Annotated in this window: 11 protein-coding genes; 7 read left to right on the top strand and 4 right to left on the bottom strand. The window is 53.9% G+C overall.

The window, feature by feature from the left end; translation table 11 throughout:
- Nucleotides 1-4: 4 nt before the first annotated feature.
- Genes ssuD through ssuE form a run of 3 tightly spaced genes read right to left on the bottom strand, consistent with a single transcriptional unit; the run spans nucleotide 5 to nucleotide 2,677 of the window.
- Nucleotides 5-1,150, bottom strand: a complete 1,146-nt coding sequence (ssuD, locus tag ABGB15_RS13450; protein WP_129324407.1) for an FMNH2-dependent alkanesulfonate monooxygenase — start codon at nucleotides 1,148-1,150, stop codon at nucleotides 5-7.
- A complete protein-coding gene (locus ABGB15_RS13445) occupies nucleotides 1,147-2,109 on the bottom strand; it encodes a sulfonate ABC transporter substrate-binding protein (protein ID WP_152084112.1) in 963 nt (320 codons plus the stop codon). The genes ssuD and ABGB15_RS13445 overlap by 4 nt, the downstream gene beginning before the upstream one ends.
- Nucleotides 2,102-2,677: an NADPH-dependent FMN reductase gene (ssuE, locus tag ABGB15_RS13440; RefSeq protein WP_152084113.1), complete on the bottom strand. Its 576-nt coding sequence runs from the start codon at nucleotides 2,675-2,677 to the stop codon at nucleotides 2,102-2,104. Before ssuE ends, ABGB15_RS13445 begins: the two co-directional genes overlap by 8 nt.
- A 249-nt stretch (nucleotides 2,678-2,926) precedes the next feature.
- Between ssuE and pyrD the strand changes: the two genes are divergently transcribed.
- Together pyrD and zapC are read left to right on the top strand one after the other, a co-directional pair.
- Complete coding sequence (pyrD, locus tag ABGB15_RS13435) at nucleotides 2,927-3,937, top strand: quinone-dependent dihydroorotate dehydrogenase (RefSeq protein WP_215723002.1); 1,011 nt, start codon at nucleotides 2,927-2,929, stop codon at nucleotides 3,935-3,937.
- A gap of 165 nt (nucleotides 3,938-4,102) precedes the next feature.
- Nucleotides 4,103-4,645 carry a cell division protein ZapC gene (zapC, locus tag ABGB15_RS13430; protein ID WP_152084115.1) on the top strand — a complete coding sequence of 181 codons (543 nt, stop codon included), beginning with the start codon at nucleotides 4,103-4,105 and terminating at the stop codon, nucleotides 4,643-4,645.
- Here the strand turns inward: zapC and ABGB15_RS13425 are convergent.
- A complete protein-coding gene (locus ABGB15_RS13425) occupies nucleotides 4,642-5,751 on the bottom strand; it encodes a YcbX family protein (protein WP_215723001.1) in 1,110 nt (369 codons plus the stop codon). The genes zapC and ABGB15_RS13425 overlap by 4 nt on opposite strands.
- 98 nt (nucleotides 5,752-5,849) lie before the next feature.
- Between ABGB15_RS13425 and rlmKL the strand changes: the two genes are divergently transcribed.
- The 5 genes from rlmKL to pqiC are packed head-to-tail and all read left to right on the top strand — an operon-like array spanning nucleotide 5,850 to nucleotide 13,353.
- Entirely contained in the window at nucleotides 5,850-7,958 is a 2,109-nt protein-coding gene (rlmKL, locus tag ABGB15_RS13420; protein WP_215723000.1) for a bifunctional 23S rRNA (guanine(2069)-N(7))-methyltransferase RlmK/23S rRNA (guanine(2445)-N(2))-methyltransferase RlmL, read from the top strand.
- Between the two features lie 12 nt (nucleotides 7,959-7,970).
- Nucleotides 7,971-9,878 carry an ABC transporter ATP-binding protein gene (locus ABGB15_RS13415; protein ID WP_152084118.1) on the top strand — a complete coding sequence of 636 codons (1,908 nt, stop codon included), beginning with the start codon at nucleotides 7,971-7,973 and terminating at the stop codon, nucleotides 9,876-9,878.
- Nucleotides 9,879-9,891: 13 nt separating this feature from the next.
- On the top strand, nucleotides 9,892-11,145 hold the full coding sequence (pqiA, locus tag ABGB15_RS13410; protein ID WP_152084119.1) for a membrane integrity-associated transporter subunit PqiA: 1,254 nt from the start codon (nucleotides 9,892-9,894) through the stop codon (nucleotides 11,143-11,145).
- A 4-nt stretch (nucleotides 11,146-11,149) separates the two neighbouring features.
- The gene (pqiB, locus tag ABGB15_RS13405; protein ID WP_152084120.1) at nucleotides 11,150-12,790 is read left to right on the top strand and encodes an intermembrane transport protein PqiB; all 1,641 of its coding nucleotides are present in this window, start codon (nucleotides 11,150-11,152) and stop codon (nucleotides 12,788-12,790) included.
- A complete protein-coding gene (pqiC, locus tag ABGB15_RS13400) occupies nucleotides 12,787-13,353 on the top strand; it encodes a membrane integrity-associated transporter subunit PqiC (RefSeq protein ID WP_152084121.1) in 567 nt (188 codons plus the stop codon). The genes pqiB and pqiC overlap by 4 nt, the downstream gene beginning before the upstream one ends.
- Nucleotides 13,354-13,587: the final 234 nt, after the last annotated feature.

Raw genomic sequence — 13,587 nt, 5'->3', positions numbered from 1 at the left:
CTCCTTAGCTCTGCGCCGCTTTACGCGGAATAAACTCGTTCGCTACCGCCTCGCCCTGTAACTGAAGTGGCTGAGGCTGCGGAATTTCCGGGATGGCGACATCCAGATGCGGGAATAACAGCTCACCGACTTTGTATGCCTCTTCCAGATGCGGATAGCCGGAGAGGATAAAGCTGTCGATGCCCAGATCGGCATATTCATTAATACGCGCCGCAACGGTTGGACCATCGCCGACCAGCGCCGTACCTGCACCGCCGCGAACCAGGCCCACACCTGCCCACAGGTTCGGGCTGATCTCCAGATTCTCGCGCTTGCCGTTGTGCAGGGACGCCATCCGGTGCTGCCCGACGGAGTCGGTTTTCGCAAACGCGGCCTGCGCTTTCGCGATGGTGGCATCGTCCAGATGCGAGATCAGGCGGTCAGCAGCTTGCCAGGCTTCTTCATTGGTTTCGCGTACAATCACATGCAGACGAATACCAAAGCGCACTTTGCGCCCATGCGCGGCGGCTTTGGCGCGCACCTGGGCAATCTTCTCTTTGACCAGCTCCGGTGGTTCGCCCCATGTCAGATAAAGGTCAACCTGCTCGGCCGCCAGATCCTGCGCAACATCTGACGATCCGCCGAAGTAGAGCGGCGGACGCGGTTGCTGCACCGGCGGGAAGTAGAGCTTTGCATCACGAACATGGATATGTTTGCCTTCAAAGGTAACGGTTTCACCCTCAAGCAGACGACGCCAGACGCGGGTGAATTCGGCCGAGGCTTCATAACGTTCGGTATGATCGAGAAATACGCCATCGCCCGCCAGTTCCTGTGGATCGCTGCCGGTCACCAGGTTAAACAGGGCGCGACCGTTAGAGAGCCTGTCCAGCGTTGCCGCCTGACGTGCCGCAACGGTAGGGGACACCACGCTCGGACGCAGCGCGACCAGGAATTTCAGGCGTTGGGTCACCGGGATCATTGAGGCAGCGACCAGCCATGCATCTTCACAGGAGCGTCCGGTGGGGATCAACACGCCGGTAAAACCGATTCGATCCGCCGCCTGCGCAATTTGCTGCAGGTAGCCGTGGTCGACCGGGCGGGACCCCTCTTCTGTACCAAGATAGTGTCCATCACCGTGAGTGGGTAAAAACCAGAAAAGATTCAGGCTCATGATTTGGTTCCTTCTTTACCATTGGGTTGCCAGATACGGTCACGAATATCCACCTGTTTTGGAACCAGGCGGTTTTGATAAAAGAGATCGGCTGTTTGCTGCTGGAGTGCCGCTACGTGTGCATCCACGGGCGTAATCGTGGTGGGTGGACGGTGGTCGAGATAGCTGGCAATGACGGGCTCCGGCAGGCCCATGGTTTTAGCCAGCAGGGTGATGCTCTCCTGACGCTGGCTCTGCGTCAGTGCATCGGCCTGGGTAAAGGTATCCAGCACGCCCTGAATAAAGGCACCGTTCTTTTCCGCATACGGACGTGCTGCCAGGTAGAACGAACCGGTCTGCTTAAGCGTGGTGCCATCTTTCAGGACACGTACACCCCCCTGAAGTAATGCGGCGGAGTAGTACGGGTCCCAGATGGCCCAGGCATCCACATTCTTTTGCTGAAATGCAGCGCGCGCATCGGCGGGCGTCAGGTAAACCGGTTGAATGTCGGTGAACTTAAGCCCGGCTTCCTGTAAGGCACGCAGTAACAGGTTATGCGAGCTGGAACCTTTCTGGAACGCCACTTTATGGCCTTTGAGATCGGCGACGCTCTTAATGGCGCTGTTCTCAGGAACCAGGATCACTTCTGCTTTTGGCTTGGCAGGTTCAACGCCCACGTAGACCAGATCTGCCCCGGCCGCCTGAGCGAAAATCGGCGGAATATCCCCGGTACTGCCGAGATCGATACTCCCGACATTCAGCGCCTCCAGCATTTGCGGTCCGGCCGGGAACTCCACCCAGGAAAATTTCGTTTGCGGGAAACGTTTTTCCAGCAACTGGTGGCTTTTGGCCAGCACCATGCTGACGCTGCCTTTCTGGTAGCCGATACGCAGGCTTTCCGGTGCCGTTTGTGCCGCATGAGCAAGCGCAGACATAGCCAACAGTCCAGCCAGCCCGATTCGGGTTAGCGTTCTAAACATGAGCAACTCCTTGTGGTTGACCAAATGCGGGAGCCTGAATATCCCTGCGATGCAGCGCGTGCCAGAAGGTTTCCAGCGCACTGTCGAGACGCGTTTGCAGATTCGGCGTGAAGTGTGGTTTATGCTGATAATCAATGACCTGAGAATCGTCAGCAAAAACGCCGTGCAGGATCTCCTGTGCCTTAAGTGCGTTCAGCACCGGCTTAAGGGCATAATCCACCGCCAGGAGATGAGCCACCGTGCCGCCTGTTGCCAGTGGTAACACCACTTTGCCATCCAGTGCGCGTTCAGGCAGCAGGTCCAGCAGGGTTTTCAGTGCGCCAGAAAAAGAGGCTTTGTAGACAGGCGTCGCCACGATTAGCCCGTCAGCCCCTTTCAGTTGTTCGATCAGGGTTTTGAGCGCCGGGCTGTCAAAACGAGCGTAGAGCAGATCCTCCGGTTCGAAGTTGTGCAGATTCCAGTGACATACTTCCACATCCACGGCGTTCAGTTTTTCGCGGGCATATTCCAGCAATGCGCTGGAACGTGAAGGGAACCGTGGACTTCCGGCAAGAGTGATGACGCGCATGCATGCTCCTTATAACTAATTGTTTGCTTTTATCTAACATTCATAACAATTTTCAGGAGTGTGACATCGCCGGGTTATTCCACTAAATGATTTATCTGCAAGTGAACTGCAGGAAATTGCATAAGAAGTGTGCTGCAAGGGAAACGTTTGCTTTTTAAGCTGCATTTTTTGCCACAGGTCAATTCCCTTTCCGGGCAGGATCGCAGATAATCCCCTCCCGGTTTGCACACCGGGAATCCAGGAGAGTTCATGTACTACCCTTTCGTTCGTAAAGCCCTTTTCCAGCTCGATCCTGAGCGCGCTCATGAATTTACATTCCAGCAATTGCGTCGTATCACCGGCACGCCACTGGCTGCGCTGGTGCGTCAAAACGTGCCGGAAAAACCAGTCCACTGCATGGGCCTGACGTTTAAGAACCCGCTGGGTCTCGCGGCCGGTCTGGATAAAAATGGTGAGTGCATTGATGCACTGGGGGCGATGGGGTTTGGCTCCATCGAAATCGGTACGGTTACTCCGCGTCCGCAGCCGGGTAACGACAAGCCACGCCTGTTCCGTCTGGTCGAAGCCGAAGGGCTGATCAACCGTATGGGCTTTAATAACCTCGGCGTTGATCATCTGGTTGAGAACGTTAAAAAAGCCCATTTTGATGGCGTATTAGGCATCAATATTGGCAAAAATAAAGATACGCCAGTCGAGCAGGGTAAAGATGACTATCTGATTTGTATGGAAAAAGTCTATGCCTATGCCGGTTATATTGCGGTGAACATTTCTTCACCGAATACTCCGGGGCTGCGTTCTTTGCAATATGGCGAAGCGCTGGACGATCTTCTCAGTGCCATTAAAAATAAACAAAATGCGCTGCAGGCGATCCACCATAAATATGTTCCGGTCGCGGTTAAGATCGCCCCGGATCTTTCTGTCGAAGAATTGATCCAGGTTGCGGATAGTTTAGTCCGCCATAATATTGATGGTGTTATTGCGACCAATACCACACTCGATCGCTCTCTCGTTCAGGGAATGAAAAACTGTGACGAAGCGGGGGGCTTAAGTGGCCGTCCGGTGCAATTAAAAAGCACCGAAATTATTCGCGCGTTGTCTGCCGAATTAAATGGCCGACTGCCGATTATTGGTGTGGGTGGCATCGACTCGGTGATAGCTGCCCGTGAAAAGATGGCGGCAGGAGCATCGCTGGTACAAATCTATTCCGGCTTTATTTTTAAAGGGCCGCCATTGATTAAAGAAATCGTTACTCATATCTAATCTTTTTTCTGAATCAGACAACCAGGGCTTTATTTCCAGCCCTGGTTGTTTTATATTCCGTCATTGTTGCTTATTTAGACATTATAGTCTTTTATTAATGTTGTTATAAACGAGGCGGCAAACAGGACATTTTTAGAACAGGGTGTTTGGGGACGGGAGAGAAACATGCGAATTAAACCTGACGATAACTGGCGCTGGTATTTTTGCGACGAGCATGATCGAATGATGCTCGATTTAGCCAATGGCATGTTGTTTCGTTCTCGTTTTCCACGCCGAATGTTGACCCCGGACGCATTTGCACCCTCAGGCTTTTGCGTTGACGATGCAGCGCTTTATTTCTCATTCGAAGAAAAATGCCGCGATCTGGAACTCTCAAAAGAACAGCGCGCTGAGCTGGTATTAAATGCGCTGGTGGCGATCCGTTTCCTGAAGCCACAAATGCCAAAAAGCTGGCATTTCCTGGCGCACGGTGTGAACTGGATGCCTGCAACGGGCGATGCGGCCAGCGTCAATCTGAGCGATACCGCAGAAGAGGTCAGTTTGCTGGTGGTTGAACCTGGTGAAAACGCGGCGCTCTGTCTGCTGGCTCAGCCCGGCGTAACGATTGCCGGGCGAGTGATGCAGTTGGGTGATGCCATAAAAGTGATGAACGACAGGCTGAAACCGCAGCTTCGCGTGGACGCTTTCAACCTCGAACAGGCGGTTTAAACTTCCAGCCGTACCGACGTTTTTGGCACACAGCTGCAGCATAAAATGGTTCCGTCATTTCCAATCGCCGACTTTTTCAGGGCGCTGACTTCACCGTCAACCAGCGTTATGCGACAGCATCCGCAAATTCCCGCACGACACGAGTAAGGTACACGGATACCTGCCTGTTCCAGTTGCTCAAGTAAAACTTGCTGATTGTTGCCCCGGATAAGGGTGCCCTGCCAGTGAATATCCACCGCTGAGCTGACCGATGTCTCAACGTCGACGAATTCTTCTTCCTGACCTGCGCCGTAAATCCTTGATGGCCCGCGGGCGAGAATTTCCACCTCGTCACCCACGCGGATCACGCCGCTGGTGCGGGGAATTAAGTTCTGACCAAAATCCACATCGCCGTTATCCTGTGCGGTTCGAAACGACTGCAACGTTTTCAGCGGCTCGCCGGAGGGGTGTTTTTGTCCTTTTTCCGGGCTTACGGTTGTAAATATGCAGCGGCTGCACGGCTTTACCACGTCGAAAATGACGCTGCCGATGCGGATCACTTTCCAGGTATCTTCATCCCAGGCGTCAGTACCCGTCACCACCAGGTTCGGGCGAAACTGCTCCATCTGGACGCTGGCCTTACAGCGGCTCTGCAAATCGCGCAGCGAGGCTTCGTTGGTCAACAGGAAAGGGTAGCCATCGGCGAAGGAGAGGGGAACGGCGTCATGGCGCTTAACGCGACGCGTTAATTCAGGCCCGACCCAGCGCAGCTGCACGTCGCGAGAGAAAAAGCCGCTCAGCCAGCGGTTAATCTCATCTGGCGCGATGCGGGCGGTAAAATGATTGCCCCAGACTTCCGTTGGCGCGTCGACAGGCGCAAAATCAGCAAAGCGAATCACCACGCTGGAGCCGTCCGGCGCGGTCAGATGCAGGCCGTCATGCAGGGGGGAAGGGGTAAAGCGAACCATCTGCGGGAACTGGCGTGCCGTTATGAACGTACCGTCAGGCTCGGTGACCATAAAAATACGATCGAAGGCAAATCCGCTCATGTCGGCCAGCGCGTGAGAGACGCCGATACCGCGCATAGATTTCACCGGATGAATAAAAAGCCTGGATAACGTCGCCACTGCACACTCCCACAATTGAAAATAAGCCTTCAACTTTATGACATACACGCCATATTAGCTATAATGCGCGACAATTTTCTAAGAGTATAAGTGACGATATGAATTCTCTGTTTGCCAGTACGGCCCGTGGGCTGGAAGAGCTGTTAAAAACTGAACTGGAAGCCCTGGGTGCACAAGAGTGCCAGGTGGTTCAGGGTGGTGTCCATTTTGAGGGCGACACACGGCTTATTTACCAGAGCCTGATGTGGAGCCGTCTGGCGTCGCGCATCATGCTGCCGATGAAAGAGTGCAAGGTTTACAGCGACCTTGATCTCTACACCGGTGTACAGATGATCGACTGGACAGAGATCTTCACCCCGAATGCCACCTTTGCGGTGCATTTCAACGGCGTGAACGACGAGATCCGCAACAGCCAGTATGGCGCGCTGCGCGTGAAGGACGCCATTGTTGACTGCTTCACCCGTAAAAATAAGGAACGTCCGAACGTCGATCGCGAAAACCCGGATCTGCGTATCAACGTCTGGCTCAACGGTGACACCGCGAGTATCTCGCTGGATCTGAGTGGAGCGGGCCTTCACCTGCGCGGTTACCGCGATCGTACCGGTATGGCACCCATTAAAGAAACGCTGGCCGCCGCTATTGTGATGCGCTCCGGCTGGCAACCGGGTACGCCGCTGCTCGACCCGATGTGTGGTTCCGGTACGCTGCTGATTGAAGCGGCGATGCTGGCAACCGATCGCGCACCGGGGCTTCACCGCGGACACTGGGGCTTTAGCGGCTGGGCACAGCACGACGAAGCGCTCTGGAAAGAGGTGAAAGCCGAAGCGCAGAACCGTGCGCGTAAAGGCCTGGCAGAGTACACCTCACACTTCTACGGTTCTGACAGCGACCCGCGTGTAATAGAACGTGCGCGCAGCAACGCCCGTCGTGCCGGTATCGGTGAGCTGGTCACCTTCGAGGTGAAAGACGTGGCGAACCTGACCAACCCGCTGCCAAAAGGTCCATACGGGACTGTGATCAGCAACCCGCCATACGGCGAGCGTCTGGACAGCGAACCGGCACTGATTGCGTTGCACAGCCTGCTGGGTCGCAATATGAAAGACTACTTCGGTGGCTGGAATCTCTCCCTGTTCAGTGCGTCACCAGAATTGTTGAGTTGCCTTCAGCTACGTGCCGAACGCCAGTTTAAAGCGAAAAACGGCCCGCTGGATTGCGTGCAGAAGAACTACCATCTGGCAGAGAAAGCGGCAGACAGCAAACCGTCAGGTGTGGCAGAAGATTATGCCAACCGTCTGCGTAAGAACCTGAAGAAATTTGAAAAATGGGCGAAGCAGGAAGGAATTGAATGTTATCGCCTGTACGACGCTGACCTGCCGGAGTACAACGTGGCGGTTGACCGCTATGCAGACTGGGTGGTGATTCAGGAATATGCCCCGCCAAAAACCATTGATGCGCAAAAAGCCCGTCAGCGTATGCTGGACGTCATTGCCGCGACAATCAATGTGCTTGGCATTGCACCTAACAAACTGGTGCTGAAAACCCGTGAGCGTCAGAAAGGGAAAAACCAGTACCAGAAGATGGGCGAGAAGGGCGACTTCATCGAGGTGGGCGAATATAACGCGCGCCTGTGGGTTAACCTGACTGACTATCTTGATACTGGCCTGTTCCTTGACCACCGTATCGCGCGTCGTATGCTGGGCCAGATGAGCAAGGGCAAAGATTTCCTCAATCTGTTCTCCTATACCGGCAGCGCCAGCGTACATGCGGGATTGGGCGGTGCGCGCAGCACCACCACGGTAGATATGTCCCGTACCTACCTGGAATGGGCGGAGCGTAACCTGCGCCTGAACGGTTTAACCGGGCGTCAGCATCGTCTGATGCAGGCCGACGTACTGGGCTGGTTGCGTGACACCGATGAACAGTTCGACCTGATCTTCATCGATCCGCCGACGTTCTCAAACTCCAAGCGTATGGAAGATAGCTTTGATGTTCAACGCGATCACCTGCGCCTGATGACCGACCTGAAACGCCTGCTGCGTAAAGGCGGCACCATTATGTTCTCAAACAACAAACGTGGATTCCGTATGGATCACGACGGCCTGGCCGCACTGGGACTGAAAGCACAAGAAATCAGCCAAAAAACGCTGTCTCAGGACTTTGCCCGTAACCGTCAGATCCATAACTGCTGGTTAATCTCCGCGGTTTGAAAGGAAAAATAAATGTCTTTAATTAGTATGCACGGCGCGTGGCTCTCTTTCAGCGACTCACCGCTTCTTGATAATGCAGAACTGCACATCGAAGATAACGAGCGTGTCTGTCTGGTGGGCCGTAACGGCGCGGGCAAATCCACGCTGATGAAGATCCTCAACCGCGAACAAGGGCTGGACGATGGCCGTATCGTGTACGAGCAGGATCTGATTGTTTCACGTCTGCAGCAAGACCCGCCGCGTCATGTGACCGGCAGCGTTTACGATTTCGTGGCGGAAGGCATCTCTGAACAGGCGGAATACCTGAAGCGTTATCACGAGATTTCGCATCTGGTGATGACCGATCCGAGCGACAAGAATCTTAACGAACTGGCAAAAGTGCAGGAGATGCTCGATCACCACGGCCTGTGGCAGCTGGAAAACCGTATTAACGAGGTGCTGGCACAGCTCGGCCTTGAAGCGGATATGGAGCTGTCGGCGTTATCCGGTGGCTGGCTGCGTAAAGCGGCGCTGGGCCGTGCCCTGGTCAGCGGGCCAAAAGTGCTGCTGCTGGACGAACCGACCAACCACCTGGATATTGAAGCGATTGACTGGCTGGAAGGTTTCCTCAAAACCTTTAGCGGCACCATTATCTTCATCTCGCATGACCGTTCGTTTATTCGCAATATGGCGACGCGCATTGTCGATCTCGATCGCGGCAAGCTGGTCACCTATCCGGGCGATTACGACACCTACCTGCTGGAGAAAGAAGAGAACCTGCGTGTAGAAGAGCTGCAAAACGCAGAGTTCGACCGCAAGCTGGCGCAGGAAGAGGTGTGGATTCGTCAGGGCATCAAAGCGCGACGTACCCGTAACGAAGGCCGCGTGCGTGCCCTGAAGGCGATGCGTCGCGAGCGTAGCGAACGCCGTGAAGTGATGGGCAGCGCCAAAATGCAGGTCGAAGAAGCGTCCCGTTCCGGCAAGATTGTCTTTGAAATGGAAAACGTCAACTACCAGGTTGATGGCAAAGTGCTGGTGAAGGACTTCTCCGCGCAGGTTCAGCGTGGCGACAAAATTGCGCTCATCGGCCCGAACGGCTGCGGTAAAACCACGTTGCTGAAACTGATGCTGGGACAACTGCAGGCCGACAGCGGGCGTATTCATTGCGGTACAAAACTGGAAGTCGCGTACTTCGACCAGCACCGTGCGGAGCTGGACCCGGACAGAACGGTGATGGATAACCTGGCCGAAGGGAAACAAGAGGTGATGGTTAACGGTAAACCGCGTCACGTGCTTGGCTATTTGCAGGACTTCCTGTTCCACCCGAAACGTGCCATGACGCCAGTGCGCGCATTGTCAGGCGGTGAGCGAAACCGTCTGTTGCTTGCCCGATTATTCTTAAAACCCAGTAACCTGTTGATTCTCGATGAACCGACGAACGATCTGGATGTCGAAACGCTGGAATTGCTGGAAGAGTTGATCGACGGCTACCAGGGAACCGTCATGCTGGTGAGTCACGATCGTCAGTTTGTGGATAACACCGTGACCGAATGCTGGATCTTCGAAGGCGAGGGGCGGATTGGGCAGTATGTCGGCGGTTATCATGACGCGCGAGGCCAGCAGGCTCAGTCGCTGGCGCAAAAGCAGGCAAAAACCAAAAATACTGCCGAACCGGTTGCCGCGAAAGCAGAAACTGTTAAAAAATCTCCTGCTAAAATGAGCTATAACCTGCAGCGCGAACTGGAAGGGTTGCCACAGCGTCTCGAAGAGCTGGAAGCCTCGCTGGAAGCGCTGCAATCTCAGGTCGCAGATGCGTCATTTTTTACGCAGCCTCACGACTATACTCAGAAAGTGTTGGCTGATCTCTCCCAGGCCGAGCAGGCACTGGAAGAAGCATTTGAGCGCTGGGAGTACCTTGAGTCTCTGAAAAACGGCGCATAAACAGGGATTAACTATGTGTGACCAGCACCATGCCGATCGGCATATATTATGCTCGCAATGCGATTTGCTCGTGGCGTTGCCAGAGCTTGGTCACGGACATAAGGCAACCTGTCCGCGCTGCGGTGCAACGTTAACGACCGAATGGGACGCGCCAAGACAGCGTCCCACGGCCTATGCTATTGCTGCTCTGTTCATGCTTGTGCTCTCGAATCTCTTCCCCTTCATTTATATGAAAGTGGGAGGGATGACCAGCCAGGTCGAACTTCTTGAAATACCTGGCGTGATGTTCTCGGAAGATTACGCCAGCCTCGGCACGTTCTTTCTTCTGTTTGTACAGATCGTTCCGGCTTTTTGCCTGATCGTGATCCTTTTGCTGGTCAACCGCGTGCAGATGCCCGCCTCTCTTAAAATCAAACTTGCGCGAATACTGTTCCAGCTGAAAAGCTGGGGGATGGCTGAGATCTTCCTGGCGGGGATACTGGTCAGTTTCGTGAAGCTGATGGCTTACGGCGATGTCGGGATTGGCAGCAGTTTTATCCCCTGGTGTTTGTACTGTGTGCTGCAGCTTCGTGCTTTTCAGTGCGTGGACCGTCGTTGGGTGTGGGACGATATCGCGCCAGCCCCAACACTACCGCAGGTGGTAAAAGTGGGCGTTCCGGGTATTCGCCAGGGTCTGCGCTCCTGCTCCTGTTGTACGGCAGTGCTGCCGGCAGACAACGAAGTTTGCCCGCGCTGTGGGACAACGGGCCATGTGCGACGTAAAAACAGCCTGCAGTGGACAATGGCGTTACTGGTGACGTCCATCATGCTCTATCTGCCTGCCAATATCCTGCCCATCATGATCACCGATTTGCTCGGCGATAAAATGCCTTCGACGATCCTGGCAGGGGTTATTTTGCTTTGGGGAGAAGGCTCGTACCCGGTTGCCGGTGTTATTTTTATCGCCAGTATCATGGTGCCGACCTTAAAAATGATCGCAATTGCCTGGCTCTGCTGGGATGCGAAAGGCCATGGCAAACGCGACAGCGAACGCATGCATCTGATTTATGAAGTTGTGGAGTTTGTGGGTCGCTGGTCAATGATAGATGTATTTGTGATTGCGGTTCTCTCTGCGCTGGTGCGCATGGGGGGACTAATGAGTATTTATCCCGCTATGGGAGCGCTAATGTTTGCGTTGGTCGTCATTATGACCATGTTTGCGGCCATGACCTTCGACCCTCGTTTATCGTGGGATCGTGAGCCCGAGTCAAGCCATGAGGAAGAGTAAGAGCATGGAAAACAAAAGTGGAGAGGCGAAAGTGCAGAAGGTCAGAAACTGGTCGCCGGTGTGGATATTCCCCATCGTGACTGCGCTGATCGGTGCCTGGATACTGTTTTATCATTACAGCCATCAGGGGCCGGAAGTCACGCTGATCACCACCAATGCAGAAGGGATTGAGGGCGGCAAGACGACCATCAAGAGCCGTAGCGTGGATGTGGGCGTGGTCGAAAGTGCAACCCTGACCGATGATTTAACGCATGTGCAAATCAAAGCGCGTTTGAATGCCGGTATGGAAAAGCTGCTGCACAGTGATTCCGTATTCTGGGTGGTAAAGCCACAGGTTGGCCGTGAAGGGATCAGTGGCCTGGGCACGTTGCTGTCTGGTGCCTATATTGAACTGCAGCCTGGCGCGAAAGGTAACCAGCCTGCGGAATATCAGTTGCTTGATTCACCGCCGCTCGCGCCGCCGGATGCGAAAGGTATTCGTGTGATCCTCGACAGTCAAAAAGCGGGACAGTTAAGCCCTGGCGACCCGGTCTTGTTCCGCGGCTATCGGGTTGGTTCGGTAGAAACCAGTACCTTTGATCCGCAAAAACGTACCATCAGCTATCAGCTGTTTATCAATGCGCCAAACGATCGCCTCGTGACCAGCAACGTGCGTTTCTGGAAAGACAGCGGGATCGCGGTTGATCTCACTTCTGCTGGTATGCGAGTGGAAATGGGCTCTCTGACCACCCTGTTTGGCGGTGGCGTGAGTTTTGATGTGCCAGAGGGGATCGATCTGGGGCAGCCGGTTGCCGAGAAAACCGCTTTCAGGCTCTTTGACGATCAAAAAAGCATTCAGGATGCACTCTATACCGATCACATCGATTACCTGATGTTCTTTAAAGATTCCGTCCGTGGTCTGCAGCCGGGAGCGCCAGTTGAGTTCCGCGGTATTCGTCTGGGTACGGTAGGACAGGTGCCGTTCTTTGTGCCGGGTCTTAAGCAGATGCTGGATGATGATTACCGCATTCCGGTGCTGATTCGCATTGAGCCTGAGCGGTTAATCAATCAGATCGGCGAGAATCAGGATATTGGTGCGCATATTACTGACCTCATGAACCGTGGGCTGCGAGGCTCGCTGAAAACCGGTAACCTGGTGACTGGCGCGCTGTATGTGGATATGGATTTCTATCCAAAAGCGCCTGCCATTACGGGTATGCGTGAATTCGGTGGCTATACGATTATCCCAACGGTCAGCAGCGGTCTGGCGCAAATCCAGCAGCGTCTGATGGAAACACTGGATAAGATTAACAATCTGCCACTGAATCCGATGATTGAAGCCGCGACAAACTCACTGAGTCAAAGCCAGGCGACGATGCGACGTCTGCAAACCACGCTGGATAATATCAATAAGATCACCGCAAGCCAGTCCATGCAGCAATTGCCGCAGGATATGCAGAAAACATTGCGTGAGCTTAACCGTAGTATGCAGGGCTTCCAGCCAGGTTCGGCGGCGTATAACAAGATGGTGGCAGATATGCAGCGTCTTGATCAGGTATTACGTGAGCTGCAGCCAGTCTTGAAAACGCTCAATGAGAAGAGCAACGCGCTGGTATTTGAAGCAAAAGATAAAAAAGATCCTGAGCCGAAGAGGGCTAAACAATGAAAAAGTGGCTAGCGATTGTGGGAGCGATGGTACTAACGGCCTGCAGCTCAGGAAGCGAAAACAAAAGCTATTACCAGCTACCGTTGACTGCGCAGGTGGGGTCGCAAAGTCACGCCTCGCAGGGCAACCGTCTGTTATGGGTGGAGCAGGTCGCGGTGCCTGATTATCTCGCCGGAAACGGGGTGGTGTATCAAACCAGCGATGTGCAGTACGTCATTGCCAATAATAACCTGTGGGCTAGCCCGCTGGATCAGCAGCTACGCAACACGCTGGTGGCGAATCTGAGCAGTCAGCTTCCGGGCTGGATTGTCGCTTCGCAACCGCTAGGCAGCGACCAGGATACGCTCAATGTGACGGTGACTGGTTTCCATGGGCGTTATGATGGTGCGGTGGTGATCAGCGGCGAGTGGCTGTTGAATCATCAGGGACAGCTGATTAAGCGTCCGTTCCATCTCGAAATGAAACAACAGAAAGACGGTTATGATGAAATGGTGAAAGTTCTGGCACAAGGGTGGGCGCAGGAGTCGGCCAGTATAGCCAGAGAGATTTCCCGACTTCCATAAGTAAAATTCATAGCCAAAAGCCGCACTCAGTGTCTCGCTGATTGCGGCTTTTTTTTCGTTTTATCTTCAGACCGTTACTTGTGCCGGGTCACATTTTTTGTACAAATGATATTCCATGTAGCTCACAAATATGACACCCGTATGAATTTTGAACGTTGACGCTGAGCCTGATTCGCGGTATTCGTTATCTGTGGTTGCACATTTTGCAATCACTGTTTTCTTTCCACCAGACAA

Origin of the sequence: Enterobacter sp. MALB-1, assembly GCF_041021625.1 — a bacterium.
Taxonomy (GTDB): Bacteria; Pseudomonadota; Gammaproteobacteria; order Enterobacterales; family Enterobacteriaceae; genus Enterobacter; species Enterobacter oligotrophicus.
Note: the sequence above shows the minus strand (reverse complement) of the source record. Positions and strands in the feature narration are given on the sequence as shown.